At 73.2% G+C, this 25,897-nt stretch carries 26 protein-coding genes, 1 tRNA gene and 1 riboswitch; of the genes, 17 read left to right on the forward strand and 10 right to left on the reverse strand.

Going from position 1 to position 25,897, the window contains the following annotated elements; translation table 11 throughout:
* Positions 1 to 65: 65 nt before the first annotated feature.
* A tRNA-Ile gene (locus ABZW17_RS10315) sits at positions 66 to 139 on the forward strand.
* 163 nt (positions 140 to 302) lie between these two features.
* On the opposite strand, the gene ABZW17_RS10320 is transcribed toward ABZW17_RS10315, so the two are convergent.
* Genes ABZW17_RS10320 through ABZW17_RS10330 form a run of 3 tightly spaced genes read right to left on the reverse strand, consistent with a single transcriptional unit; the run spans position 303 to position 2,702 of the window.
* Positions 303 to 902 carry a dihydrofolate reductase family protein gene (locus ABZW17_RS10320; RefSeq protein ID WP_354811734.1) on the reverse strand — a complete coding sequence of 200 codons (600 nt, stop codon included), beginning with the start codon at positions 900 to 902 and terminating at the stop codon, positions 303 to 305.
* Between the two features lie 3 nt (positions 903 to 905).
* Complete coding sequence (locus ABZW17_RS10325) at positions 906 to 1,697, reverse strand: metalloregulator ArsR/SmtB family transcription factor (RefSeq protein ID WP_354811736.1); 792 nt, start codon at positions 1,695 to 1,697, stop codon at positions 906 to 908.
* A 33-nt stretch (positions 1,698 to 1,730) separates the two neighbouring features.
* The gene (locus ABZW17_RS10330) at positions 1,731 to 2,702 is read right to left on the reverse strand and encodes a hypothetical protein (protein ID WP_354811738.1); all 972 of its coding nucleotides are present in this window, start codon (positions 2,700 to 2,702) and stop codon (positions 1,731 to 1,733) included.
* A 175-nt stretch (positions 2,703 to 2,877) separates the two neighbouring features.
* On the opposite strand from ABZW17_RS10330, the gene ABZW17_RS10335 reads away from it, so the two are divergent.
* Entirely contained in the window at positions 2,878 to 3,846 is a 969-nt protein-coding gene (locus ABZW17_RS10335; RefSeq protein ID WP_354811740.1) for a hypothetical protein, read from the forward strand.
* A 222-nt stretch (positions 3,847 to 4,068) separates the two neighbouring features.
* On the opposite strand, the gene ABZW17_RS10340 is transcribed toward ABZW17_RS10335, so the two are convergent.
* Together ABZW17_RS10340 and ABZW17_RS10345 are read right to left on the reverse strand one after the other, a co-directional pair.
* Positions 4,069 to 4,263, reverse strand: coding sequence for a hypothetical protein (locus ABZW17_RS10340; protein WP_354811742.1), 195 nt, complete (start codon positions 4,261 to 4,263; stop codon positions 4,069 to 4,071).
* Positions 4,264 to 4,313: 50 nt separating this feature from the next.
* Entirely contained in the window at positions 4,314 to 4,832 is a 519-nt protein-coding gene (locus ABZW17_RS10345) for a hypothetical protein (RefSeq protein WP_354811744.1), read from the reverse strand.
* A gap of 203 nt (positions 4,833 to 5,035) precedes the next feature.
* On the opposite strand from ABZW17_RS10345, the gene ABZW17_RS10350 reads away from it, so the two are divergent.
* Positions 5,036 to 5,317, forward strand: coding sequence for an isoamylase early set domain-containing protein (locus tag ABZW17_RS10350; protein ID WP_354811746.1), 282 nt, complete (start codon positions 5,036 to 5,038; stop codon positions 5,315 to 5,317).
* Positions 5,318 to 5,321: 4 nt separating this feature from the next.
* On the opposite strand, the gene ABZW17_RS10355 is transcribed toward ABZW17_RS10350, so the two are convergent.
* Complete coding sequence (locus ABZW17_RS10355; protein WP_354811748.1) at positions 5,322 to 6,014, reverse strand: LysR family transcriptional regulator substrate-binding protein; 693 nt, start codon at positions 6,012 to 6,014, stop codon at positions 5,322 to 5,324.
* Positions 6,015 to 6,056: 42 nt separating this feature from the next.
* On the opposite strand from ABZW17_RS10355, the gene ABZW17_RS10360 reads away from it, so the two are divergent.
* Positions 6,057 to 6,428: a DUF5997 family protein gene (locus tag ABZW17_RS10360; RefSeq protein ID WP_354811750.1), complete on the forward strand. Its 372-nt coding sequence runs from the start codon at positions 6,057 to 6,059 to the stop codon at positions 6,426 to 6,428.
* Positions 6,425 to 7,627: an aminotransferase class V-fold PLP-dependent enzyme gene (locus ABZW17_RS10365; protein WP_354812047.1), complete on the forward strand. Its 1,203-nt coding sequence runs from the start codon at positions 6,425 to 6,427 to the stop codon at positions 7,625 to 7,627. The genes ABZW17_RS10360 and ABZW17_RS10365 overlap by 4 nt, the downstream gene beginning before the upstream one ends.
* A gap of 35 nt (positions 7,628 to 7,662) precedes the next feature.
* Here ABZW17_RS10365 and ABZW17_RS10370 read toward each other — a convergent pair whose 3' ends face one another.
* The gene (locus ABZW17_RS10370; protein ID WP_354811752.1) at positions 7,663 to 8,529 is read right to left on the reverse strand and encodes a TIGR03619 family F420-dependent LLM class oxidoreductase; all 867 of its coding nucleotides are present in this window, start codon (positions 8,527 to 8,529) and stop codon (positions 7,663 to 7,665) included.
* A 289-nt stretch (positions 8,530 to 8,818) separates the two neighbouring features.
* Positions 8,819 to 8,897: riboswitch (S-adenosyl-L-homocysteine riboswitch) on the forward strand.
* Between the two features lie 14 nt (positions 8,898 to 8,911).
* Between ABZW17_RS10370 and metH the strand changes: the two genes are divergently transcribed.
* The gene (gene metH, locus ABZW17_RS10375; RefSeq protein ID WP_354811754.1) at positions 8,912 to 12,532 is read left to right on the forward strand and encodes a methionine synthase; all 3,621 of its coding nucleotides are present in this window, start codon (positions 8,912 to 8,914) and stop codon (positions 12,530 to 12,532) included.
* Positions 12,533 to 12,714: 182 nt separating this feature from the next.
* Here metH and ABZW17_RS10380 read toward each other — a convergent pair whose 3' ends face one another.
* Positions 12,715 to 14,118: a hypothetical protein gene (locus ABZW17_RS10380; RefSeq protein ID WP_354811756.1), complete on the reverse strand. Its 1,404-nt coding sequence runs from the start codon at positions 14,116 to 14,118 to the stop codon at positions 12,715 to 12,717.
* Between the two features lie 225 nt (positions 14,119 to 14,343).
* Between ABZW17_RS10380 and cutA the strand changes: the two genes are divergently transcribed.
* The 7 genes from cutA (at position 14,344) to ABZW17_RS10415 (ending at position 18,940) form a co-directional block, all read left to right on the forward strand.
* Positions 14,344 to 14,667, forward strand: coding sequence for a divalent-cation tolerance protein CutA (gene cutA, locus ABZW17_RS10385; RefSeq protein WP_354811758.1), 324 nt, complete (start codon positions 14,344 to 14,346; stop codon positions 14,665 to 14,667).
* Positions 14,668 to 14,676: 9 nt separating this feature from the next.
* Positions 14,677 to 15,384, forward strand: coding sequence for an RraA family protein (locus ABZW17_RS10390; protein WP_354811760.1), 708 nt, complete (start codon positions 14,677 to 14,679; stop codon positions 15,382 to 15,384).
* 66 nt (positions 15,385 to 15,450) lie between these two features.
* Positions 15,451 to 15,915 carry a DUF6292 family protein gene (locus tag ABZW17_RS10395; RefSeq protein ID WP_354811762.1) on the forward strand — a complete coding sequence of 155 codons (465 nt, stop codon included), beginning with the start codon at positions 15,451 to 15,453 and terminating at the stop codon, positions 15,913 to 15,915.
* 76 nt (positions 15,916 to 15,991) lie between these two features.
* Positions 15,992 to 16,639 carry a response regulator transcription factor gene (locus ABZW17_RS10400; protein ID WP_354811764.1) on the forward strand — a complete coding sequence of 216 codons (648 nt, stop codon included), beginning with the start codon at positions 15,992 to 15,994 and terminating at the stop codon, positions 16,637 to 16,639.
* A gap of 72 nt (positions 16,640 to 16,711) precedes the next feature.
* On the forward strand, positions 16,712 to 17,098 hold the full coding sequence (locus tag ABZW17_RS10405; protein ID WP_354811766.1) for an ATP-binding protein: 387 nt from the start codon (positions 16,712 to 16,714) through the stop codon (positions 17,096 to 17,098).
* A gap of 43 nt (positions 17,099 to 17,141) precedes the next feature.
* Positions 17,142 to 18,563: a PAS domain S-box protein gene (locus ABZW17_RS10410; protein ID WP_354811768.1), complete on the forward strand. Its 1,422-nt coding sequence runs from the start codon at positions 17,142 to 17,144 to the stop codon at positions 18,561 to 18,563.
* The gene (locus ABZW17_RS10415) at positions 18,560 to 18,940 is read left to right on the forward strand and encodes a response regulator transcription factor (RefSeq protein WP_354811770.1); all 381 of its coding nucleotides are present in this window, start codon (positions 18,560 to 18,562) and stop codon (positions 18,938 to 18,940) included. The genes ABZW17_RS10410 and ABZW17_RS10415 overlap by 4 nt, the downstream gene beginning before the upstream one ends.
* 4 nt (positions 18,941 to 18,944) lie before the next feature.
* Here the strand turns inward: ABZW17_RS10415 and ABZW17_RS10420 are convergent, their stop codons facing one another.
* Positions 18,945 to 19,337 carry an STAS domain-containing protein gene (locus ABZW17_RS10420; protein WP_354811772.1) on the reverse strand — a complete coding sequence of 131 codons (393 nt, stop codon included), beginning with the start codon at positions 19,335 to 19,337 and terminating at the stop codon, positions 18,945 to 18,947.
* Between the two features lie 237 nt (positions 19,338 to 19,574).
* Here ABZW17_RS10420 and ABZW17_RS10425 point away from each other — a divergent pair, with 237 nt between their 5' ends.
* Positions 19,575 to 19,883: a DUF4326 domain-containing protein gene (locus ABZW17_RS10425; protein ID WP_354811774.1), complete on the forward strand. Its 309-nt coding sequence runs from the start codon at positions 19,575 to 19,577 to the stop codon at positions 19,881 to 19,883.
* A gap of 39 nt (positions 19,884 to 19,922) precedes the next feature.
* Positions 19,923 to 22,499 (forward strand): hypothetical protein, encoded by a 2,577-nt coding sequence (locus tag ABZW17_RS10430; protein ID WP_354811776.1) that lies wholly within the window; start codon positions 19,923 to 19,925, stop codon positions 22,497 to 22,499.
* Here the strand turns inward: ABZW17_RS10430 and ABZW17_RS10435 are convergent.
* Entirely contained in the window at positions 22,496 to 23,941 is a 1,446-nt protein-coding gene (locus ABZW17_RS10435; protein ID WP_354811778.1) for a phenylacetate--CoA ligase family protein, read from the reverse strand. The two genes, ABZW17_RS10430 and ABZW17_RS10435, sit on opposite strands and share 4 nt — an antisense overlap.
* Before the next feature lie 28 nt (positions 23,942 to 23,969).
* On the opposite strand from ABZW17_RS10435, the gene ABZW17_RS10440 reads away from it, so the two are divergent.
* Together ABZW17_RS10440 and ABZW17_RS10445 are read left to right on the forward strand one after the other, a co-directional pair.
* Positions 23,970 to 24,458, forward strand: a complete 489-nt coding sequence (locus ABZW17_RS10440; protein WP_354811780.1) for a MarR family transcriptional regulator — start codon at positions 23,970 to 23,972, stop codon at positions 24,456 to 24,458.
* A gap of 670 nt (positions 24,459 to 25,128) precedes the next feature.
* A complete protein-coding gene (locus ABZW17_RS10445; RefSeq protein WP_354811782.1) occupies positions 25,129 to 25,797 on the forward strand; it encodes a hypothetical protein in 669 nt (222 codons plus the stop codon).
* Positions 25,798 to 25,897: the final 100 nt, after the last annotated feature.

The raw sequence follows: 25,897 nt of genomic DNA on the forward strand, positions 1-25,897 counted from the left end.
ACTTGGAGCGAACTGAGTGTCTTGTGCACATGCAAATCCTCGTGTCGCCTGCGCGCCGAGGACGGGGGGCGGTAGCTCAGTTGGTTAGAGCAGGGGACTCATAATCCCTTGGCCGCGGGTTCGAGCCCCGCCCGCCCCACGAGGCCGCGAGCCCTGTTCGCGTGCCTTCGGCACGCTCCCGGTGCCCGCAGTGTCTTCCCGGGGGATAACCCCCGGACCCCCAGTGGCGCAACGCGGCTCGCCTGGCGCCCGTCCCCCGCGCAAAGCGGCTCGTGTCGCGTCGGCGCAAAGCGGGCGCGGGGTCAGGGGGTTCGGTCGTAGACCACTGCCGTTTCGCCCAGGGCGCCGGTTTCGTGGTGGGTCAGCTGCCACTTCGAGGGCGGGAGGCCGTCTTCGAACAGGCGGGGGCCGCCGCCCGTGATCTCCGGGCAGATCAGCAACGACAGGCGGTCCAGGAGGTTCGCCTCCAGCAAGGGCCTGATGATGCTTGCGCTGCTGTTCACCAGGATGTCACCCTCGCCTTCGGACTTCAGCGCCGCCACCACCTCGGCCACCGGGGCGTTGACCAAGCGCGTGCGATCCCACGGGGCCACCGTCAACGTGCGGGAGAACACCACCTTTTCCACGTCCACCAGCCACTTCGCGTAGCCGCGGTCGCGGGGGTCCGCGTTCTCGTCGGCCGCCACGGTCGGCCAGAAACCCAGGAAACCCTCCGCGTTCCCGCGGCCCAGCACCGCCGTCGTCGCGCCCTCCCAGATCCTCGTCAGGTAGCGCCGCGCGACCTCGGTGGTCGCGTACGACACGATTGCGCCCATGTCGGCGGGTCCCGCCGGGCCGTGGTAACGGCCGTCCAGCGTCAGGCTCAGGTTGGCCGTTACGCGGCGGCCGGTTGACTTCGTCATGGTTCAGGCCTTTCTCTTCGCGAGTACTTCGGTCAGGTGGTCGAGGACCTGGTGCCAGCCCGGTTCGATGCCGGCGATGAACGGCACCGCCTCGACGGTTGTCGCCGTGATGCCCAGCTCGAGACGCAGCCGGGTGCCGCCGGCCGCCGGTTCGAGGTGCAGGTCGTAGTGGCCGGTGAACGACGCCGGGCCGGTCACCGCCAGGTCGAACACCAGGTGCCCCGGCTCCTCCGCGACGAGCACCCGGCCTTCCGAGGGGTACTCGGCGTCGGCGTCGCGGTAGCGGAGGACGACCCGGCCGCCCGGGTGTGGCTCCAGGACGCAGGCGGTGACCGTCATCGACGGCGGCACCCACCAGGACGCCAGCAGCTCCGGCTCGGCCCAATGCCGCCAGACCACGTCGGGCGGCTCGGGCAGCAGGCGTTCGAACGCGAACGATCGCCCGTCCGCCCAGCGGTCGCGGTCCGCGGCCGCCGCCTCCCGGTCGATCGCCGCGCGGTAGCGCGCGACGACGTCCCGCTCCCCCGCGTGCCCTTCGGTGGCCTCGGCCAGCTCGCGCAGCCGGCCCGCGAGCGCCGCCAGCGGCTGCGCTTCGAGCGCGTGCACCCGCCGCTGGCCGAGCGGGAAGACGGTGACGAGCCCGGCCCGGGCCAGGGTCTGCAGGTGCTTGCTGGTCTGCGGCTGCCGCAACCCGGTCAGCTCGGCCAGTTCCCCCACCGAGCGGGGACGTTCGGCGAGCAGTTCGACGATGCGCCAGCGGGCAGCGTCCCCGAGAGCGGCTGCGATCCCTTCCATGGGACCCAGTATTCACACAGCAGAATATTCACGTCAAGGAATATCTTGCCCGGGCAGCCAGCGGAGGCCGTAGGCGTACCCGAGCTGCGGCGCGCTGAACTCCTGGGCCACTTCGCACGCGCCGTCGAGCGGCAGGCCCGGTCCCGGCTGGGGCGGGTCGGCGAGCACCGAGGGCGGCACCCGGTCCAGCCGCCACACCACTCGCGGCGGCCGCCGCGGGTCGAAGCGGACCCGCACGGTGAACGACTCGCACGTCACCAGCGGCACGAACACGTACGACGGCCGCGTCGGCCGGCCGTCCTGGAGGCGGAACACCAGCGAGTACGTGTGGCTGTCGCCGCGGGACAGCGGCCGCGGCAGGTCGAGCAGCCAGCGGAAGTGCCGCTGGCCCTCCCGGTGCCCGGCGCTGATCCGGGCGCCGTGCTGGGCGTCCGCGGCGACGACGCGCTCGCCGTCGCGGTCGTCGTAGGTGCGGGGCACGGTGAACTGCGCGGAGATCCGGCCGAGGTCGTCGGTGGTCGCGACGATCAGGCGTTCCTCGGTCACCTCCGGCTCCGGGGTGTCGAGCCGCACGAGCACCTTGAGCCGCTTGACGAACCAGCCGCGGTCCGGATCGGGGACGCCGTCGCCGGGCCGCGTGCCGGCCTCGATCTCCGCGGCGAGGCGGGCGAACGAGCGGTCGATCCGCCGCCGCGCCGTGCGTTCCGAAACGCTCAGGCGTTCGGCGAGGACGCCGATCCGGTCGCTGAGCAGGGCGTGCTGCGCGCCGGGCGCGATGGCCAGCGCGACGTTCACCGCCAGCCGGTCGTCGTCCGGGAAATCGGCGATGGCGGCCGAAATGGCTTCGCGCAGAACGCGCCGCGCGTCCCGGTCGCTCGTCGTCCGGTGGATTTCGCACCAGCCGGAGACGAGCGGCCCGAGCCGGCTGCGCAGCCGTTCGGCTTCCAATCCCCAGCCGCGCCGCAACGTGGTGAGTTCCCGGAGCAGCCCGTCCTTGTTCGCCATGGGATTTCCATTGTGGCACGCGGCCTTCGCGGCGATCGGCGGCGCTCGCTGCGCCGATCAGGTGATTCGGGGAGTGGCCCGCGATTGGCCAGTCCGCCGTCGATTCGACCCGCCCGTGGCCTTTTCCCATTCTCCGGCTGGCCGACCATTTTCCCGTCGACATCGGGGAGGAAGGTTGCTCGGCACTGTGCACCCGGCCGACGTCGCCGGGGTCCGGCGGCTGGCCCGCGACGGCCTGCTCGCCGGCTCGGCGGCGGCCGCCGCGCCCGGCGCGCTCGCCCGGCTGCGCGGCGGGGTCTACAGCGTGGCCTGGCCGCTCGTCTTCACGCGGATCACCCGGCCGCTGGAGCACCGGCGCCGGCACGCGGACTGCGCCCGCGGGCTCGCGTGGCTGCGGCCCGACTGCCTCGACCGCTTCCACGACGACGTGGAAGCGGTGGTGGACCACGCCCTGCGCCGCGCGACGGACCCGATCGAGAACCTGGAGGGCTGGCTGGCCACCCGCCTCAACCCGGCGACGGTCGACGCCCACCGGCGCCGGCGCGGCGAAATCGGGGCGCTGCAACGACCGCGTCTCCCGTCCTGGCTGGGCGACGCCCTCGGCGGCGACCCCTGGCTGTGCGACCTGGCGGTGCAGATCCTGATCTGGGTGGGGGTGCCGGCGACGGCCGGAGCGGAACTCTGGCCCCTGGACGGCTGGGCGGCCCGCCGGACCGAGCTGACCGGCGAGCCGGTGGCGGACCGCGAAACCCTCGACGGCGAGGTGCGGCGGGTCCTGGCGGCGATGCGTACCCGCGAGAAGTGGCACGCGGAGCACGTGGAGCGCCCGCTGGGCCACAAGCAGGCCCCGGTGGCCCCGATGCCGGCGGAGCTCCCGGCCCTGGAGCTGGTGGGCCGCGACGAGCTGGCCGACGCCCGGCTGGCGGAACTGGCGGAAGAGGCGTTGGCGGCGATCGAGGTCCGCCTCAACCGCGGCGAACCGGCGGCCACGGCGGTCACGACGGTGCTCCGGCTGGTGTTCGGCGGAATGGCCGAGGAGGAGTCCGGCGAGCCGGCCCGCGACGAGTGGCTGGTGGCGGCCCTGGCGGATCCGGTGCGGCTGGACGGGATCGTGGCAACGGCGCTGGCGATTCTGGGCCGCTGACCAGGGACTTGACCGGGGACGGCGACGCACGCCGGCCGGCCGCACGCGGCGGTACCGGCCGCTCCGGCGAGAACCGGCACGCATGGCCGGCCTCACCGCCCGACCACGCTCACCGGCCCGAACCCCGTCCCGCGCAACCGCGCTCACCGGACCGGACCCCGCCCCGCGCAACCGCACTCACCGGACCGGACCCCGCCCCGCGCGTCCCGAGCCGAGGCGTGATCACCTCGCCGGGTCCCGGCCGGCCTCACCCACCCGGCGGCAGCGGGCCTCGAACGCCGCGGCCAGGGTCTCTCCCGGGCAGCCCGCCGCCCTCGCCCGGGCGGCCGCCGCCGTCAGTTCGGCCAGCAGGACCTCCCGCACCGCCAGCCGTGCGGTGTCCGAGAGTCTCGAGGACGGGGCCGCTGCTTCGGTCACCCTCGGCCTCCTTCCGCTCGCCGGCCCAGACTTCACCTGACGGACAACGCTCAGCGCCACCACGGCGGGGGTGGCACCGGCAGCCGCAGGGGGCAGCCGCCCGTGTGGCGACCCGTCCAGCAGTCCGCCAGCCAGCGGGTCAGCGCCACCGGGCCCAGGAGGCTGTCCTCCCAGACCGGGGTCAGCGCGCCCGCCCGGCGCAGGACCGCTTCGGCCGTCACGCAGAACGACACCACCGCCGCGACCGCCGCGTCGGCCCGCTCGGCCGGCCAGGCGACCGCGGCTCCCGGCAGCCGGGCCGGGATGGCCAGGCCGGTGGCCACCGTGCAGTTGCGCGCCAGCAGCACGGCGAGATCGAACTCGACCGCTTCGGCGTGACGCTGTCTTGCTCGCCAGCGCGGCGAAGCCGCGGCCGCGTACAGCCCGGCCAACCGGGCGGCGGCCAGCCCGTCCCACACCGTCAGGATCACCGCTCGCGTATCGGCCGGATGGACCTCGGCGAGCTCGTGGGTGACAGCGCAGAGCCAGGCACACGGGTCCTTGACTTGACGATCAGCGGCGACAGTCACGGCAGTCAGTTTCCCACCGAGGCGCCCGCCCAACACGAAATGATCATGGTTCGGCCCAGGACCACCCGGTCAGTGGCGAACCGTTGAGCGGCGCCGTAACCCGATCGGGCACTGGGCGTGACCAAATCGTCACAGGTGTGCCATCATGTCGGCGCTCAGTGCCGAGCACGTCCTCCCGCCCGTTCCCGCGAAAGGCCCCACGAGTGATCAAGATCAGCAAGAGCCGGGCCGGCACCCAGCGCGTCACCTTCAGCCTCCCGGCCGGCGCGCCGGCCGGACGGGTGAGCGTCGTCGGCTCGTTCAACGACTGGACCCCGGGCCGCCACCACCTCACCCCGCGGTCCAACGGCCGCCGCTCGGCGTCGATCGACGTGCCGCCGGGGACCGTGCTCCAGTTCCGCTACCTCGGGGAGGACGGCCACTGGTTCGACGACCCCGACCTGCCCGACCGCGCCGACGGCAACTGCGTCTGCACGACACCCTGACGGCTCAGGCCCGCCGGCGCCGCTTCCCCGCGCCGCCACCGCGCCGGACCGGCTTCGCGGCGGCGGGCTTGCGCTCCGGGCGCTTGCGTTCCGCCGGCGCCGGTGGCCGCCCGCGCGTGCTGTTCACCGTGCGGCCGCGGACGATCCCGATGAACTGCTCCATCAGGTCCGACGTCTCCTCCTCCAGCCACGACAGCGCGACGCTCGACTGCGGCGCGTCCGTGAGCGTCCGGTAGGTGAGGTCCCGGCGGTGGTGCAGCCGGGCGAGCGACTGCGGGACGACGAGCACCCCGACACCGGCCGCGACCAGCTCGATCGCGTCCGCCGTCGTCTCCGGCCGCGAGACCGCCGGCCGGCCGGGCAGCGCCTCCCACTCCAGCGTGTCGTCGAGGGCGTGCAGCACGACGTCCTCGGCCAAGTCCGCTGTGGACACTTCGTCCGCCGCCGCGACCAGGTGGTCCTTGGGCACCACGACCACCGTCGTCTCGGTGTAGAGCGGGATCGCGTGCAGGCCGTCGCGGTCGATCGGGGACCGCAGGAGGGCCGCGTCGGCGTCGCGGGCGCGCAGCAGGCCGGTCGCGTCCGCGGCGGCGACCGGGACGAGGGTCAGCGGGACCTCCGGCACCCGCTCGGCCCAGGTCCGCACCCACTTGGCGGGCGTCGCTCCCGGGACGTACGCGAGCTTGAAAGAGGTCACCGGGTCAGGTTACCGGGAGTGACGCTGGCTACCCTGGACGGCATGACGTCGCACAAGACCACCCAGACGATGAAGCCCGCGACGGCGGCGAAGAAGCTGGGTGTGTACCTCGAAGCCACCCCCGCGGAGTTCCGGGAGGGCGTCGTGACGCGCGACGAGCTGAACGCGCTGCAGGCCGACCCGCCGGAGTGGCTGCGCGAGCTGCGCCGCACCGGCCCGCACCCGCGCCCGGTGGTGGCGGCGAAGCTGGGCGTCTCGATCGGCGGCCTGACCCGCGGCGGGATCACCGAGCCGCTGACCACCGAGCAGATCGACGAGCTGAAGGCGCAGAGCCCGGACTGGCTGGTGCGCGAGCGCGCCACGCAGGCCGAGGTGCGGAAGGAAACGGTGCGGGTCAAGGAGAAGGACCGCTGACCGCCGCCGACCTCTCGCCCGAGGCCGCGGACCGCCTCGACGCCGGAGACGAGCTCGCCGCCTTCCGCGAGCGGTTCGTGCCCATCGGCGATCCGGACGTCGTGGCCTACCTCGACGGGAACTCCCTGGGCCGCCCGCTGCGCGCCACCGCCGACCGGCTGCAGGAGCTCGTCGCGCACGAGTGGGGTGGCCGGCTCATCCGGTCGTGGGAAGAGCGCTGGCTGACGCTGCCCGAGGAAATCGGCGACGAGCTCGGGCGCGTCGCGCTCGGGGCCGCCCCCGGCCAGACGATCGTCGCCGATTCGACCTCCGTGTGCCTCTACAAGACGCTCCGGGCCGCCGTCGCGCTGCGGCCCGGGCGCGACGAGCTCGTCACCGACACCGCGAACTTCCCCACCGACCGCTTCCTGGTCGAGAGCGTCGCCGCCGAACTCGGCCTCACCGTCCGGTGGGTCGAAGACGACGACGTCGCCGCGGCGGTCGGGCCGCGGACCGCCGTCGTCACGCTGTCCCATGTGGACTACCGGTCGGCGGCGATCACCGACCTGGCCGCCGTGACGGCCCTGGTGCACGAGCGCGGCGGCCTGGTCGTCTGGGACCTCTGCCACAGCGTCGGTTCGATCCCGGTCGAGCTCGATGCCGCCGAAGCCGACTTCGCCGTCGGCTGCACGTACAAGTTCCTCAACGCCGGGCCCGGCGCGCCCGCGTTCCTCTACGCCAACGCGCGCCACCACGAGGCGTTCGGCCAGCCCGTCACCGGCTGGATGGGCGCGGCCGACACCTTCGGGATGGCCGCGCAGTACGTGCCCGCGCCCGGAATCCGGCGCGCGCTGTCCGGTACGCCGCCGGTGCTCGGCATGGTGGGCGTCCAGGAAGGCGTCGCGCTGCTGGCCGAAGCGGGGATCGACCGGGTGCGGGCCAAGGCCGTGGCGCTGGGCCGGTGGGTGCTCGCCCTCGCCGACGCGTGGCTCGTCCCGCTCGGCTTCACCGTCGCTTCGCCGCGCGAAGACGACCGCCGCGGCGGTCACGTCACCCTCCGGCACCCGGACGCCGAGCGGCTGTCGCGGGTCCTCATCGACAACGGCGTGCTCATCGACTTCCGCCGGCCCGACGGGATCCGGATCGGGCTGAGCCCGCTCACCACCGGCTTCGCCGAGGTCCGGCGGGCGATGGACCGCATCCGCGAGCTCGCCGGCTGACCCTCCCCCGGCCCTCGTGAGTGGTAAGGCGGGTTCTAACCCGCCTTACCACTCACGACACCCAGGCCGAGCTTTCCGGCCAGCCGGCCGATCCACGCTTCCACTTCGTCGGGCGCGCGGTCGGGGAGGCCGAAGATCGTCTCGGTGACACCCAGGGAATCCAGGTGCGCCAGGCGTTGCGGGTCGGGGCGTTCGCCGAGCGCGCAGATCCGCGGGGCACCTTCCCGGCCTTCGGCGTGCCAGATCTCCTTCAGCAGCGCCACGTGCCCGTCGAGGTCGGTGTCGGCCGGCGTGGTGATCCAGCCGTCGGCGTGGCGCGCGATCCAGCGGAACGTCTTCTCGGTCGGGCCCGCGCCGAGCAGCACGGGAACGTGCGCCTGGGCCGGCTTCGGCCACGCCCAGCTCGGCCCGAAGGAGACGAACTCCCCGTCGTAGGCGGCTTCTTCTTCGGTCCACAGTGCCCGCATCGCCTCGAGGTACTCGCGCAGCGCGGTCCGGCGCCGGTTCCCGGGCACGCCGTGGTCGGTCAGCTCGTCGACGTTCCACCCGAAGCCGGTCCCGAGCGTGACGCGGCCGCCGGAGAGGTGGTCGAGGCTGGCGATGGTCTTGGCGAGGGTGATGGGGTCGCTTTCGACCGGCAGGGCGACGGCGGTGGAGAGCCGGATCCGCTCGGTGACCGCGGCGGCCGTGGCCAGCGCGACCCACGGGTCGAGCGTCCGGCTGTAGCGGTCGTCGGGCAGGGACGCGTCGCCGGTCCGCGGGTGCGGCGACTCGCGTCTGACCGGGATGTGGGTGTGTTCGGGGACGTAGAACGTCGTGAAACCCGCAGCCTCGGCGGCGCGCGCCGCGGAAGCCGGGGTGATGCCCCGGTCGCTGGTGAACAGCACGATTCCGTAGTCCACCCGGGGAGCGTATTAGAACGTGTTTCAGTTTTCAAGGCGGCGCTCGGGCCCGCCGACTGCGGAGCGTAACGTCGAGCGGCGCTGGAGCGACACTGGATGTGGCTCTCGTGCGCAGGCTGGAAGCAGCGCCCCGCCGCCGGCCCCGGCATGGTGGACGGGTCCGGGAACGATCGCGACGCGGAGGCAGGGTGGCTCGGGTGATCCATTGTGGACAGACGGCGTCCCATACCGTGGACGCGCCGCCGGGGCGGGATGGCGTGCGGGGGCCGGGTTCCGATACCGTGGACCACAGGCCGAGAGGCGCTGCAACGGACCGTGGGGTCCGCCACGCTCGGCCGGGACTGACCACCCAAGGGCGCCTCCCGACCGAGGGAGGCTGCCGGTGAACACGCCCGAAGCAAGGTTGCGCGAACTGCTCGACCAGCGGGTCGCCGTGCTCGACGGTGCCTGGGGCACCATGCTGCAGGGCGCCGGGCTCACCCCGGCCGACTACCGCGGCGACCGCTTCGGCGAGCACACCCACGACGTCACCGGCGACCCCGACCTGCTCAACCTGACCCGCCCGGACGTCATCCTCGACGTCCACCGCCGGTACCTGGCCGCGGGCGCGGACATCACCACGACGAACACCTTCACCGCCACCAGCATCGGCCAGGCCGACTACGGCCTGCAGGCGCACGTCCACGAGATGAACGTCCGCGGCGCGCAGATCGCCCGCCAGGCCGCCGACGAAGCCGGCGGCCGGTTCGTCGCCGGGTCCATCGGCCCGCTGAACGTCACGCTCAGCCTGTCGCCGAAGGTCGACGACCCGGCGTACCGGGCCGTCACGTTCGAGCAGGTCAAGGCGGCCTACGCGGAGCAGATCGCCGGCCTCGCCGAAGGGGGCGTCGACCTGCTGCTGGTCGAGACGATCTTCGACACGCTGAACTGCAAGGCCGCGATCGCCGCCGCCCGCGAGGTCGCGCCCGAGCTGCCGCTGTGGATCTCGGTGACGATCGTCGACCTGAGCGGCCGGACGCTGTCCGGGCAGACCGTCGAGGCGTTCTGGAGCTCCATCGAGCACGCGAAACCGCTGGTCGTGGGGGTGAACTGCTCGCTGGGCGCCGAAGAGATGCGCCCGCACGTCGAGGAGCTCGCGCGGATCGCCGACGCCTACGTCGCCTGCCACCCCAACGCCGGCCTGCCGAACGCGTTCGGCGGCTACGACGAGACCCCCGAGCAGACCGCCGGCCTGATCGGCGGCTTCGCCCGCGAGGGCCTGGTCAACCTGGTCGGCGGCTGCTGCGGCACGAGCCCGGCGCACATCGCGAAGATCGCCGAAGCCGCGAAGGGGCTCACCCCGCGCGAGGTGCCCGCGCCGCGCACGCACACGCGCTTCAGCGGGCTCGAGCCGTTCGGCATCGGCGCCGACACCGGGTTCGTGATGATCGGCGAGCGCACCAACGTCACCGGCTCCAAGCGGTTCCGGCGGCTCATCGAATCCGGCGACCACCAGGGCGCGGTCGACGTGGCGCTGGAGCAGGTCCGCGGCGGGGCCAACCTGCTCGACGTCAACATGGACGCCGACCTGCTGGAGTCCGAGGAGGCGATGACGACGTTCCTCAACCTCATCGCCACCGAGCCCGAGGTGGCCCGGATCCCGGTGATGGTCGACAGCTCGAAGTGGACCGTGCTCGAAGCCGGCCTGCGCTGCCTGCAGGGCAAGGGCGTGGTCAACTCGATCAGCCTCAAGGAGGGCGAGGAGCCGTTCCTGGCCCAGGCCCGCACCATCCGGAACTACGGCGCCGGCGTCGTCGTGATGGCCTTCGACGAGCAGGGCCAGGCCGACACCGCCGACCGCAAGGTCGAGATCTGCGGCCGTGCGTACGACATCCTCACGCAGAAGGCCGGTTTCGCGGGCGAGGACATCATCTTCGACCCGAACGTGCTCGCCGTCGCCACCGGCATCGCCGAGCACAACGGCTACGCGAAGGCGTTCATCGACGCGCTGCCCCGGATCAAGGAGCGCTGCCCGGGCGTCCACATCAGCGGCGGCATCTCGAACCTGTCGTTCTCCTTCCGCGGCAACGACGTCGTCCGCGAGGCGATGCACTCGGCGTTCCTGTTCCACGCCGTGCAGGTCGGCCTGGACATGGGCATCGTCAACGCCGGCCAGCTCGCCGTCTACCAGGACATCCCGAAGGACCTCCTCGAACTGGTCGAGGACGTGCTCTTCGACCGCCGCGAGGACGCGACCGACCGGCTGGTGGCCTTCGCCGAGAACGTCAAGGGCAGCGGCACCAAGCGCGTCGTCGACCTCTCCTGGCGCGAAGGCACGGTCGGCGAACGGCTGTCCCACGCGCTGGTGCACGGCATCGTCGACTTCATCGAGGACGACACCGAAGAAGCGCGGCAGCAGCTGCCCCGGCCCCTCGACGTCATCGAGGGCCCGCTGATGGACGGCATGAAGATCGTCGGCGACCTGTTCGGCTCGGGCAAGATGTTCCTGCCGCAGGTGGTCAAGAGCGCGCGCGTGATGAAGCGGTCCGTCGCCTACCTCGAGCCGTTCATGGAGGCGGAGAAGGAGAAGGCGCGTCAGGAGGGCCGGCTGACCTCGGCCGGCGGCCAGGGCAAGATCGTGCTCGCCACAGTGAAGGGCGACGTCCACGACATCGGCAAGAACATCGTCGGCGTGGTGCTCGGCTGCAACAACTACGAGGTGATCGACCTCGGCGTGATGGTGCCGGCCGGCAAGATCCTCGACACCGCGGTCACCGAGGGCGCCGACGCCGTCGGGCTGTCCGGGCTGATCACGCCGTCGCTGGACGAGATGGTCGCCGTCGCCACCGAGATGCAGCGGCGCGGGCTCAAGATGCCGCTGCTCATCGGCGGCGCGACGACGTCCAAGCAGCACACCGCGGTCAAGATCGCCCCGGCCTACGACAACGCGACGGTGCACGTCCTCGACGCCTCGCGCGTGGTCGGCGTCGTGTCCGACCTGCTCGACCCGGACCGTTCGATCGCACTGGCCGAGAAGAACCGGGCCGACCAGGAGGTGCTGCGCGAGCAGCACGCGAGCAAGCAGCGTCGCCCGATGCTCAGCCTCGAGCAGGCCCGCGCGAACCCCGAGAAGGTGGCCTTCGACGGCCTGCCGACCCCGGCGTTCACCGGGCTGCGCGTGGTCGAGCCGGGCATCGCGGAACTGCGGGAGATGATCGACTGGCAGTTCCTGTTCCTGGCCTGGGAGCTGAAGGGCAAGTACCCGGCCATCCTGGAGCAGCCGGTCGCGCGCGAGCTGTTCGACGACGCGAACACGCTGCTCGACCAGATCATCGCCGACGGCAGCTTCACCGCGAAGGGCGCGTACGCGTTCTGGCCCGCGCACAGCGAAGGCGACGACATCCTGCTCGAAGGCGACTACGAGCACGTCAGGTTCCCGATGCTGCGGCAGCAGACGGCCAAGCCGGAGGACCGCGCGAACCGCTGCCTGGCCGACTACATCGCCCCGATCGGCGACCACCTCGGCGGCTTCGCGGTGAGCATCCACGGCGCCGAGACGCTGGCCGCGCGCTACGAGGCCGAGCAGGACGACTACCGGGCGATCATGGTCAAGGCCCTGGCCGACCGGCTCGCCGAGGCGTTCGCCGAGCACATCCACCTGCGCGCCCGCCGCGACTGGTTCGAGCCGGACGCGCAGCCGGAGCTGGCGGACCTGCACGCGGAGCGGTTCCGCGGCATCCGCCCGGCGCTCGGCTACCCGGCCAGCCCCGACCACAGCCAGAAGCGCGAGCTGTTCGAGCTGCTGGAAGCGGACGAGCTGGGGATGGCGCTGACCGAGTCGTTCGCGATGACGCCGGCGGCGAGCGTGTCCGGGCTGATCTTCGCCCACCCGGACTCCCGCTACTTCACCGTCGGCCGGCTCGGGCGCGACCAGGTCGAGGACTACGCGCGCCGCAAGGGCGTCGAGGTCGCCGAGGTCGAGCAGTGGCTGCGGCCGAACCTGGCCTACGACCCCGGGGCGTAGTCCGGCAGCTCGACGTCCGTGGCGAACCTGTCGGTCGCCTTGAGCAGCAGGCCGAGCAGGTACCGGGACTCGAACGGCCAGTTCCGGAGGGTGATCCGCAGCGGTGTCGGCGGCGCGAGGAACGGGCCCGCGCGAGCAAACCGCCACCGTCGCGGCGGACACCGTCCTGCCCCGGTGTCCCGCTACTCGACGGCGCCGTTCTGGCTCAGCAGCGTCTGGTACCAGCTGTCGTACGGGTGGTTCGTCGCCGGGTAGTTCGCGAGCGGGGTGGTGGCCTCGCTCGCTGAGTCGAAGTCCCAGCCGCGGACCAGCTTGCCCGCCTGCCGGGCCGCCGTGATGAACGCCGGCTCCGTTGCCGGTGCCCCGTAGAACAGCGCGCCCTGCTGGAGCTCCGCGCTGTCGCCCTGCTGGAACTCGTCGAAGGCGACCTGGCGGTAGCGGATCCGGTCGCCGGCGAGCCGGTCGGTGTCGGCGCGCAGGGTCTGCGCCGAGGTCGGGCCGTCCGCGCCGGTCCACACCGACACCGTGCGGCCGGCGCTGCTCGACGTCGCCTTCGCGAACCGTGCGTCCGAGGTCTTGGCGTTGCCCGTCCACGACACCGTGGTGCCCGCGAGCGCCCCGGACCAGGTCCAGTTCTGGCTGGTGTTCTGGCTCTTGTGGATCTCCCGCAGGTGCGTCGCGTCGGTGAAGGCGACCGTCGGCAGCACACCGTCGTCGTACTGGTGGGACGCCTGCCAGGTGATTTCGCCGTCCGCGCCGAGCTTGCCGACGTGGTACCAGAGCGTGGACGCGCCCTGCGACTGGTGCACCTCGACGAGGTCACCGTTGTCGTTGAGCGCGACGGCGGGCGTCTGCCCGCTGTCGTACTTGCCGTGGCGCAGCCAGGTGACCCGGCCGTCGGCGCCGTACGTGCCGGTCCAGTACCAGAGCGCGCCCGCCCCGGAGTCGTGCACCTCGACGACCTGGCCGCGGCCGTTCAGCGCGACCGCCGGGTGGTAGCCGACGTCCCGCTTGTACTCGGTGCGCGACCCGCCGTCGCCGGACAGCAGCGGCAGCACGCGCCCGCGCAGCGCGTCGACGTCCGGTGCCGCCGGGTAGTCCTGCGCGCGCAGCAGCCGCGCGCCGAACACCGACTCCAGCTCCTGGTTGAGCGCGGTCAGGTTGCCCGCCGCGTAGGAGGGGTTGTCGGTCAGGTCGTCCTTGAGGTCGAGCATGACGACGACCGGCGCGGCGGCCGGGTGCTGCGCCGACCAGGTGTTCACCACGGCCAGCCAGTCGCGGAGGTTGTTCGACGCCGGGTTGCCGCCGCTGTGGTCCACGAGGTTGCCGGGCGAATCGTGCCCGACGGCGTAGTCGTGCGAAGTGGCGTAGCCGTTGTCGTGCACGTCGAGTTCCAGGAACCGCACACCGTGGTCGAGCTGGTAGGCGAGGGAATTCTTGGCGCCGTCGACGTTGCCCGAGTAACTGTTGTGGGTCGCGCGGAACACCGACGCGGTGAACGGCTGGCTCGCGGCGTACGCCGGGGCGGGGGTCAGGACCGCGGCGGTCACCAGTGCGGAGACGGCCAGCGCGGGCAAGCGGGTCATCCTCGGATCCTCACTTCGGGAACGGGCGTGCCCCATCCTGGCCGTCCCGGGAGGTCCTGTCCTGAATTTCGCGGAAACGGTTGATCACGGTGTCCGCGGAATGGAGGGAAAATGATCACGGAATCGCAGTGAACTGGTGTTCGGGCGCCGGCCGACGCCGACGTGAGCGCGTGGTCCCGCCGCGAACCCCGCGCCCACCCGTCACCCGCCGCGTAATCTCGCCCCATGGCGGTGGAACACGTGGTCGTGACGTCCACGACGGACTCGGAAGCGGCGGCGCTCGACCTGGCCGCCCGGGTGGTCGAAGCCCGGCTGGGGGCCTGTGCCCAGGTCGTCGGGCCGATCACCAGCGTCTACCGGTGGGACGGCGCGGTGCGGACCGGCCGGGAATGGCGGGTGGAGATCAAGACGACCGCCGGCCGGGTGGCGGAGCTGACCGGGCGGCTGCGGCAGCTGCACGGCTACGACCTGCCGGAGGTGATCGCCACCCCGATCGTCGGCGGCAGTGCGGAGTACCTGGCGTGGCTGGAAACCGAGACCGCTGGCTAGATTCGGCGCATGGAGCATGAAGCACTCAGGCCGCGATTCGCGACGCTGACCACCGCCCACCTGGCCGACGCCTGCATCCGGGCCGGGCTGCCGGTGCGCTGCGCCCCGGCGGGGACGCGGGCGGTCGTGCCCGGCACCCGGTTGTTCGGCCCGGCGGTCCCGGCCCGGCACGTCGGCAGCGTCGACGTCTTCCTGGAAGCGTTCGAGGACGCCGCCGAGGGCGGGGTGCTCGTGGTCGACAACGGCGGCCGGCTCGACGAAAGCTGCGTCGGCGACCTCGTCGTCCTCGAGGCGCGCGCCGCCGGGCTGGCCGGGGTGGTGATCTGGGGCCTGCACCGCGACACCGCGGACATCCGGGCCATCGGGCTGCCGGTGTTCAGCCTGGGCTCGCTGCCCACCGGGCCGCTCAGCCTGGGCCCGCGCGTCGACGGCGGCCTGGCCGAAGCGGTCGTCGGCAGCTGGCGGATCGGGCCGGCGGACCTCGTGCTGGGCGACGACGACGGCGTCCTCTTCGTCCCGCTCGCCCGGGCGGGTGAACTGTTCACGCTCGCCGAGGGGATCCGCGACACCGAACGCCGGCAGGCCGACCGGATCCGCGGCGGCGAACCGTTGCGTCAGCAGGTGCGGTTCGGTGCGTTCCTGGCGGCCCGGGAAACGAATCCGGCCTTGACGTTCCGTGCGCACCTGCGGGCCGTGGGCGGCGCTATCGAGGAATAGCCACGAAAGTGTGATCGTCGCCCGATCGGGTACTCCTGTCGTGCAGCGGGCGCGGGAGGCGGAACCATGAACACACTCATCGGCTTCGGCCGGGACATCGAATACCACTTCGCGCGGGGACTGCGTGCCTACCTCGGCCGCGTCGCGCGGGCGGCCGGCGTCGGCTTCGAGTCGTGTTCGCTCGACCTCGACGTGCCCGCCTCCGGGTACGTGGCCCTCGACCGCACGCTCCCGGACCGGCCGGGCCACGACCTGGCGCTGATCTGGGACGAGGTGCACGGCTGGTCGGCGGTGGTCGAGCCCGCGGGCGGGGGAGCGGCGGAGGTGCTCGCCTACCTCGGCGGCCCGGAGGTGCTGCCCCCGCCGCGCGCGGTGGCCCGCTTCCTCGAGGTGCTGCGGGTCGCCGGCCCGCCGGCCGGGTCGTTCCGGCCGCCGGTGTTGCGGGCGGCCGGCCACCACGAGGACCTCGTCGACCGGCTGCCGGTCACCGGGCCCGAGGGCCTGCTGCGGCCGGGCTCCCCGGTCTGGTGATCGCCTCGCCCGGGCGACGGCGGCCGGCCGGGCCCCTAGGATGGGCGGGCAGCCACCGCCGGAGTGAGGGAACACCGTGAGCAGCGCCGACGATGCCCGTCCCGTCCGGGTCCTGCTCGTGGAGGACCACGACATGGTCGCCGAGGCGCTGCAGCAGGCCCTCGACCGCGCCGACGGGATCACCGTGGTCGGCCGGTCGCGGTCGCGGGCGGAGGCCGTCGCCGACGCGCGCCGGCACGCCCCGGACGTCGTGCTGCTGGACCGGCGCCTCGCCGACGGCGACGCGCTCGACGTCGTTGCGCAGCTCGGCTCCGGCGGGGCGCGGGTGCTGGTGCTGACCGGCGACGCCACGCCGGCGGTCGCCGTGCAGGTGGCCAAGGCGGGCGGGGCCGGCCTGCTGCTCAAGTCCTCCCAGCTCGGCGTGCTGGAGACCGCCGTGCGGGACGTCGCCGCCGGTGGCGTGGTCTTCGACCCGGAGCTGCTGCCCGGCGTCTTCGACCGGCTCACCGGCCGGGCACCGGCCGGCGGCCCGGCGCTGACCGCGCGGGAGCGCGAAACCCTCGACCTGCTGGCCGAGGGCGCGACCACCGAGGAGATCGGCCGGCGGCTGGGCGTCTCGCGCAACACCACGCGCAACCACGTGCAGCGGGTGCTGGAGAAGCTTGGGGCGCGGTCGAAGCTCGAAGCCGTCGCGGTGGCCCGCCGGGAGGGCCTCATCGGCTGATGCAGCTGCACCAGGCGGGCAGGGGCGTTTGCCTCTCGCGCTCTGCCGGCGGCTTCGGCCACGCTTGACGTCGTGAACACCCCCGCCCCGCTCACCGCGGAGTGCGTGCTGACCGACCTGGCCGCCGCCCGCCGCTTCACCCGGCTCACCCTGCTGGCCTGGGCCGCCGGGGTCGCCGTCGACGACGCGCTGCTGGTCGTCACCGAACTCGCCACGAACGCCCTGCGCCACGGGACGGGCGTCCCGGTGCTGCGGCTGAGCGTGGACGGCGTGGACGTGCGCGTCGAGGTCTTCGACGACAGCCCGGCCCCGCCGGTGCGGCGCCCCGCGGGGCCCGACGGCGGCTGGGGGCTCGCCCTCGTCGACCGCCTGTCCACCGTGCGGGGAACCGCGCCGAACGGCCGCGGGAAGGTGGTCTGGTGCGTCCTGCCCGTCCCGACCGCCGAATTCGCGGGCTGAGCACCGCCGTGCCCGGCCGGCCGCGATCCGGCAGAGTTGCCGCATGGACGACGACCGGTTCCGGCTGCTGGTGCAGGGCGTGCTCGACTACGGGATCTTCATGCTGGACACCGGGGGCCGGGTCGCCAGCTGGAACGCGGGGGCCGAGCGGATCACCGGGTACGCGGCCGGGGAGATCGCCGGGCAGCACTTCTCGGTGTTCTACCCGGCGGAGGACGTGGCGGCCGGGGAGCCGGCGCGGCAGCTGGAGACCGCCGTCGCGGAGGGCCGGCTGGAGGACGAGGGGTGGCGGCTGCGCGACGACGGCACCCGGTTCTGGGCCGACGTGGTGATCACCGCGCTCTACGACGAGCGGGGCGAGCTGCGCGGATTCGGCACGGTGACGCGGGACGTGACCGAGCGCCGCGCGGCCGAAGCCGCGTTGCGGGAGAGCGAAGAGCGGTTCCGCCTGCTCGTGCAGAGCGTCCAGGACTACGCCATCTTCATGCTGGACACCACGGGGTGCATCGCGAGCTGGAACACCGGCGCCGAGCGGATCAAGGGGTACGCGGCGGCGGAAATCATCGGGCAGCACTTCTCGGTGTTCTACCCCGCCGAAGACGTGGCGGCCGGGAAACCGGCGCGGGAACTGGAAATCGCCGTCGCCGAGGGCCGGCTGGAGGACGAGGGGTGGCGGTTGCGCAAGGACGGCACCCGGTTCTGGGCCAACGTCGTCATCACCGCGCTCTACGACGAGCAGGGCCGCCTGCACGGCTTCGGGAAGGTCACCCGGGACATGACCGAGCGCCGCAACGCCGAGCAGGCGCTGCGCGAACGCCGCCGGCTGGTCGGGCACCTCGTCGAGGCCCAGGAGGTGGAACGGCGCCGGATCGCCTGGGACGTGCACGACGAGTCGATCCAGTCCATGGTGGCCGTCGGCATGCGCCTGCAGCTGCTCGCCTCCCGGCTGCCGGAGCCGCACGCGAGCGCCGTCGGCGGCCTCGACGAGTCGGTGAGCGCCGCGATCGCCCGGTTGCGCGGCCTGGTGTCCCGGCTGCGCCCCCCGGAGCTCGACCGGCACGGCCTGGTGGAGGCGGTGTCGGCCTACGTCGACGAGGTCGCGGGCCGCTGGGGCCTGGCGCACTCGGTGCGCGACGACCTCACGGCCGAGCCGTCCCCGGAAGCGGCGATCACGGTGTACCGGATCTGCCAGGAAGCGCTCAGCAACGTCCACCGGCACGCGCGGGCCACCCGGGTCGCCGTCACTCTGTCCACAGTGGACAACGGCACCCTGGTGCGGATCACCGACGACGGCGTCGGCACGGCCGGCGGCGACGCCGGTGACGGCCACTTCGGGCTGGTCGAGATGCACGAACGCGCCGAAGCGGCGCACGGCTGGCTTTCGGTGCGCAGCACACCCGGCGAGGGCACGGCCGTCGAGTTCTGGCTGCCCCTGCTGCCCGACGTGCCGGAGCTCGAACCGTGACCGAACTGCGCGTGCTGATCTCCGACGACGACGTGATGATCCGCGACGTCCTGCGCGAAGTGCTGGACTCCGAGGCCGACATCGCCGTGGTGGCGGTGGCCGGCGACGCCGACGAAGCGATCCGGCTCGCCGAGCGGCACCGGCCCGCGGTCGCCGTCCTCGACGTCCGGATGCCGGGCGGTGGCGGCGCGCGGGCGGCGCGCGAGATCGCCCGGCTCAGCCCGGGCACCGCGATCCTGGCCTTTTCCGCCTACGCCGACCGCGCCTCGATCGCCGGGCTGGCCGCGGCCGGCGTCACCGAGTACCTGGTGAAGGGCGCACCGAACACGGCGATCGTGGAAGCCGTCCGGCGGCTGGGCCGCCGCACGGCCGGGTGAGCGCTCAGCGGACCGGCCGGACGTTCACGACGCTGTCGAAGTCCGTCGGGATCAGCGTGAACAGCCGCCGCACGGCGCGGGACCGCCCGGCGTCCACGGTGAGGCGGGCGCCGGCGGCGTCGGCGAGCAGCCGGGCGCGCAGCAGCGAGTTCAGCCCGGCGACCGAGAAGAACGTGACGCCGGAGAGGTCGATGACGAGCTCGTCGAACCGGCCGGGGAGCCGGGCCTGCAGGACCGCGTCCAGGCGGCGGGCGGTGCCGAGGTCGAGTTCGCCGGTCACCTCGGCGACGACGGTGCCGGGCGCGGGCTCGAGCACGCGAACCGTCATCTCGCCGCCGGCGGTGAGCCAGCCGGGAACGGTGCGGACCTGGTCGGCCGGGCGGGGGTGAGGAACCATCGCGGCACACCCTTTCGTCGGACAGCGGGGGCGGACCGGACGTTCGGGGGCGGAATGCCGCACGGGGGCAGCCTGCCGGCCCGGGCGCGGAAACGTCCGGCAGCGGCTGACGGCTCAACCGTGAACCCTCAGCATAGTGCATCTGCACTAGGTGAACCACCGCGCGTGTCCGCGGATCAGCCGGGTGGCGGATTGCGCCGCCGGGGAGTTGCCTTGCGGAGAGTGAAGGAGGGGCGCATGCCGACCACCGTCGTCAACCTGAAGGGGCACCGGGACGACCCGGAGTACGCCGACGTCGTCTACGTCGGGCGGGCCCTGCACCGCGGAGGCTGGCACCTGGCCGGCTCGAAGCTCGCCAGCCCCTTCCGCCCGGGGCCGGACGGCTCGCGCGAAGAGGTCGTCGCCCGGTACCGGGCGTACCTGCTGGCCCGGCCGGACCTGCTCGCGCTGCTGCCGGAGCTGCGCGGCCGCCGGCTCGGCTGCTGGTGCGTGCCCGAGCCGTGCCATGCGCAGGTCATCGCCGAGCTGGCGGATCACGGGCCGTAACGAACCGCACCCCCTGCGCGAGTAACCTGACACGAGGGGGTGGTCGATGTGCGCGCGCGCCGGCTCGGCGGCTTCGACCAGGCCGAGCTGCCCGAAGCTCACCGGATCCGGTGGTGGTTCGCGGCGGTGACGGCCGGGCTCGTCGCGGCCGGCTTCGCCGTCGTTCCCTACCTGCCGTTCTTCCAGAACCTGACCTTCGTGAAGGACCCGAAGGTCACCAGCGTCATCACCTGGACCGTGCTCCAGACGTCCGTCGTGATCATCTCCGCCGTGCTGACGCTGTACTTCGTCGGCAAGGCGCGGCTGGAGACCGCCGCCTACCGGGCCAACCAGATCGACATCCGGGTGTTCGTCGACGAACGGGCCGAAGGCAGCCACGACCGCGAGATCGACTCCGCCGTCGAGCTGACCGCCACCTTCAAACGCTTCCTCAACGACTCGCGCCTCTACACCCCGACCCCGGTCCCCGGCGCCGGGAGCTCGTACGACTTCATCCAGATCGTCGAGCACGCCGGCGACTCCGCCGACGGCTGGTGGAAGGCGGCGACCAAGCTGATCCGGCTCGCCCAGCCGCCGGCCGCGTTCACCGTCACCGGCACCGTCCGGCCCGGCAACACCCCCGGCCGCTACCAGCTCATCCTCGAACTCGTCCGCGTTCCGCGGTTCGCCGCCAGCCCGCTGGTGATCGAGGACGAGAACTGGCCGCGCGTGCTGCACCGCGCCGCGAACGCGGTGGCCGCGCTGGTCATCCCGCGCAGCGCGTACGTCCGCTCGAACATCCACTGGGCCGCCTGGCGCGGCGCGAAGATCCCGTACGAGCTCTTCGACGCCTACCAGCGCGCCAACCACTTCATCACCTACCGCCGCTACGACGAAGCCCTGGCCGAGTACTACCGCGCGGTCAGCCTCGACCCGGCGAACGTCTACATCAGACTCGAGATCGCCGCCCTGCAGGAACAGCTCGACCTGCACCTCGACGCGCTCGCCACCTACGACGACGTCATCACGGTGTGCAGCCGCGGCCACCCCGCCCTCGCGCGGTGGTGGATCGGCCCCGACTTCGCGCGCCAGCGCCGCCGTGACGCCCGTGGCCGCGAAGTCGCCCTGCTCATCGCCCGCTACCGGCACGCGCTCGTCCTCGGCCACGGCGACTCCGTGGCCGGTTCGTGGTGGGTGCGGCGCACCACCGCGGGCGTCCCCGGCGACGCGCGGGCGCTGCGGCGCGCCGAACTGCGGGCGGCGGTGGAGCTGCGGTTCCGCCGGTACGTCGACCTCGACGTCCGGACGCGGCCGGAGCGGCTCCCGCGGGAGCAGCGGCTCGAACTGCACCGGCGCGTCCTGCGCGTGCCGGTCGAGGAACTCCTCGTGCAATCGGCGACCCCGGCGCAGCTGGCCGAGTACAACCAGCGCGCGGCGGAGATGCGGTCGTACTTCTGCGCGCTGTCGCAGTACGAAATCGAGCGGCTCGTCGCGGACTACCGCCGGTTCGGCCGGCGCTGGCGGCGCAGCTGGCGGCAGCTGACCAACCGGGCGCTGGACCTTTCCCTGGTCTGGGCGGTGCTGCGGCGGGCGATGGCGGACGTCGAGCCGGAGACCGGGGCCGTCCCCGCGCCCCGGCCCGCCTACCCCGCCAGCCGGGTGCGGCTGGCCGACGTCTGCCCGGACCGCAGCTGGCCGCCGGACCCGAAGGCGCTCGACGACACCGTCGAAGCCGCCGGGCCCCGCCGGTCGTGGGAGGAGTGCTACAACGCGGCGAGCGTGTACGCCGTCGCGATGCTCGAAGTCGGCCCGCGCGGCGAACGCGACCTGCGCGACCGCGCCCGCAACCCCCGGCTCGAGGGCGACGCGCGCGACGAGGTGGCCCGCCGGGCGGTGCGCGAGCTCTACCACGCGGCGACGATCAGCCACAGCGGCCGGCTGCCCGAGCGCCGCTCGTGGGTGATGGGGGAGGACCCCGACCTGGCCGCCCTGCGCGGCCACGAGCTGTTCCGCGTCTTCGAGATGGTGACGTTCTCGCCGGACCGCGCCGCCCCGCTGCGCCCGCAGCGCGCCCACGTCTGGGAGCAGGTCAGCTATGTGCGGCTGCTCGTCGCCGAGATCGCGGCCTGCCGGGCGCACTTCTGGCGCGCCCGCGCGCTCGACACCGGGGCCGCGCCGGACGCCCGCACCCTGGCCCGCTGGCGCGCGGGCGACCGCGACGCCTGGCGCAAGCTGGCGCGGCTGGCCGAGGGCAAACAGGACTGGTACACGCGTTACCAGGCCATCTGCGCGTTCCGCGAGTGGTCGGCCGAGTGCGGCTACCCGGGCTCGATCTCCGGGTTCCCGTTGTACTGCGAGGAAAGCCTGCACGCCCAGCTGCGCGGAGCGGCGGGCCCGCGCGCGAAGACCGGCTTCGACCCGAACATCGTCGTCCGCGAGTACGTGCGCCTCTGCGACCGCCGGCTGGACCACCTGGTCACCGACATCGGCGAGCTCGCCGAGCAGTCCACGATCGAGGACTTCGCGGGCTGCGCGGACCTGTGGACGTCCCTGGCCTCGTGGTTCGACGACGACATCGCCGACGGCTCGTCCGCCGACGAACGCCGTGAGCGGTTCCGGAAGCTGGCCCGGCCCTAGTGCGGCCGCGTGTAGCGGTGCTTCACGCCCACCGGGAAGTACTCGGGATCCCCGGCCGGGCGCAGGACGACGTCGGGCAGCTGCCGCTCCGGCGGGACGTAGTGCGCGAACTCGCTGTTGAGCCGCACCAGCTGCGCGCGCACGGCCGCCGCGATCCCGGCGGCGTCGGCGGTCGCGCCCGGCGCCGTTTCGACGGTGATCCGCAGCCGCCGGTCGCGGTCGGCGTCCTCGACCGCCTCGATGACGAACTTGCCGGTCACGGTGTCGCTGATGCCGGGCTGCTCCAGGCCGACGGTGACGTTCTCCGGGTAGACGTTCGCGCCGAAGAACGACACCGTGAACAGGGTGCGGCCGAACACGTACACGAACGGCAGCTCCGGGCCGGGCGGCGGCGTGAACCCGTGGCGGGCGCAGAAACCGAGCAGCTCGGCGTGCGGCAGGACCCCGCCGTCGTCGGCGATGTGGTAGCGGATCAGCGGGATCCCGCCGTCGGCGGTGAAGACGAGCGTGCCCTCGTGCACCTCGAAGAACCGGCTGGCCGGGTCGTACTGCACCAGCGTCGGCAGCCGCGCGTCGCCGAAGACCTCCCGCGCGAGGTCCGGGCGGCCGGCGAGGAACCGGCGGATGCCCGCCGACACCGGGGTTTCGGTGCCGAGCACCCCCGCGTCGGCCGTGCCGTACAGCGACGCGATGTCGCGGACCGGGTCGGCGATCCCGGCCCGCCGGGCGACCAGGTCACGCCACTGCTCGCTGAACACTTCGCCGGCCAGCACCAGTTTGACCGCGTACGCGGGCCAGTCGACGCCCTCGGCGAGCCCGGTGTCGACGACGTCCTTGACGAACGGCGGGTAGCCGAGCAGCACGACCTGCTCGAAGTGCGGTGCGAGCTCGGGCAGCACCCGCAGGATTTCCGCTTTGTTGTTGCCCGGCGCGACGACGGTGATCGGGCAGCCCTTGGCGGCGAGGTGGCGCACGCACGCGGTGGTGAACAGGCCGCCCACCCAGGTGCCGAGCGGGAAGCAGACGACGGCGAGCGTGCGCCGCCGTCCCGCGCCGAAGGCGTCCACCAGCACCTGCTCGAACCGCCGGGCCACGTGCAGTTCGTCCTCGAGCGACCGCGGCCAGACGGTGGGGTGGCCGCTGGAACCGGAGGAGACGGCGATCATGTCGAGTTCGTCGAAGCGGCCATCGCGGCACAGCTCGGGCAGCGGGTACTTCCGGTGGTAGGACGCCTTGCCGGTGAGCGGGAGCTGCCGGAAGCCGGCCATCGTCGTGACACCGCCCGGGTCGATCCCGTGCTCCCGGAGGAACTTCCGGTAGGCGGGCACGGTTTCCGCGGTGCGGTGGAACAGGTCCAGGACGTGATCGGGTTCCGGGGGCCGGGGCGGACCGAAGAAGGTGTCGAGCGCCTGCCGCACGCGGGTCTGCCGGCCGAGGTCCATGATCGGAGCATAGCGGCGCGCGCGTGCCATGATGGGCGCCGTGAGCACCTCCGCGGAGCAGCAGCCCGCCGGCCCGCCGCTGACCCTGTACCTGGTCAAACGGCTCGAGCTGGTGATCAGGGCGCTGCTCGACGACGCCCTGCGGCCGCTCGGGCTCACGACGCTGCAGTACACCGCCCTGACGGTGCTCGAGGCCAGCGGCGCGTTGTCTTCGGCGCAGCTGGCCCGCCGGTCGTTCCTGCGGCCGCAGACCATGCACGAAATGGTGCTGACGCTGGAAAAACGCGGGCTGATCGCCCGGACCCCGAAGCCGGACAACAAACGCGTCCTGCTGGCCGGCCTGACGGACACGGGCCGCGACCTGCTGGCCGGCTGCGCACCGGCGGTGGCGGAACTGGAGCACGCGCTGCTGGCGGAAATGAGCCCGGGCCAGCGGACGACGTTCCGCGAGGGCCTGCAGCACGGCGTGACGGCGCTGGGCGCGTTGTCGGGTCAGCGACGTGCGCAGGAGGCCTGACGGCGGCGGAGGCACCGGCGAGCGGACGTCCGGTGGAGCGGCCTCACCCGAGTGGGCCCTTAACCGGGGTGGCCGGGTGGGGGAACGCTAGGCCGGACGAGTGGAAGCGCCGAGCGGCCCGTAGCAGGGGTGTCGCCGGCGACGTTGAGGGGTAAAGACCCAGTCCCGCATCCTGTGGAGGTTCACCGAAGTGTCCAGGGCCAGCAAGGAGGGCGACGCAGCAGTCGCCGCCCGGCGGTTGCTGGTGCTGGCGGGGGCGGTGGCGGGCCTGTGGCTGGTCTCGTGGTTGGTGTGCGGAGCCGCCGACGCGGCCACGCAGGGTGACTCGGCGCTGGGTTCGACGCCGGATGCGATCACGGCTTCGGCTCGTTCCGCAGCACCGCAGGATCTCGTGGCGCGTGCGGCCGCGAATGCGGTGTCGCCGGTGGCTGGGGCTGTTGTGGCGCCGGTGGCTCGCGGCGCCGGTGCGGTTGTCGAGCCGGTCGCGCGAGCGGCCGCCAAGACCGTGGCGCCCGTGAGCGGGAGCGTGGGTGCGGTGGTGACACCAGTCGCGCGTGCGGCCGCGAGCGTGGCATCGCCCGTGACTGCGCCTGTTGTGGCGCCGTTGGCTCGCGGCGCCGGTGCGATCGTCGAGCCCGTCGCACGTGCCGCCGCCAAGACCGTGGCGCCCGTGACCGGGACCGTGGGCGCGGTGGTGGCCGACCTCAGTCCCGTCGTCGCGCCCGTGGTTCGAAGCGTCGGCCCTCTCGCCGAGCCGGTCTCGCAGATCGTGCGTTCCGTCGAACCACTGGCGCAGGTGGTCGCCCCGATCGCCAAGTCCGTCCTCGACCCCGTGGTGCAGGCCGTCGAACCCGTCACCCGCCCGGTCGCCGGTGTCGTGCAGCCCGTGACCGCACCCGTCCTCGGCGCCCCTCCGCCCGCGCGCACCAGCCGGCTTCCGCTCGTGGTCAGCCGGGCCGTGGGGCCCGTTCTCGCGCCGGTTTCCCCGGTCGTCGTCGGCCTGGCCGTCGACGAGCCCGTGAGCGCGGCCCACCCCGCGGCGAGGCCCCAGGCGGAGTCCGCGCACCCGGTCCGGCCGGGCCGCGTCTGCACCGGCGAAGCCGCTCCGCACCGAAGCACCGTCCACGCCGACCTGCGGCCCCGCCGCGACGCTCCCGGGGACACCCCGGTGCCGGTGCGTCCCGCGCCGTCCGATGTCGCGTCCGGGACCGGGTCCACGATTCCGCCCGCGTTCCTGGCCACCGGCCACGGAATCCACGTTCTCCCGGCGGCCACGCGGGTACACGGGGTCTTCGTGCCGCTGTGGCGGCCGTGCGAACCCGGTACCGGCCCCGGCTAGCCCCTCCCGATCTGCCGTCCGTCGTGTGCTCCGCGGCGCGTTCCGCGCTGCCCGCGACCGCAGAACCGGAACCGAAACTTCACGCGTGGAAGAGGGACGA

The organism is Amycolatopsis sp. NPDC004625 (genome assembly GCF_040609695.1).
In the GTDB taxonomy this organism is placed as follows: Bacteria; Actinomycetota; Actinomycetes; order Mycobacteriales; family Pseudonocardiaceae; genus Amycolatopsis.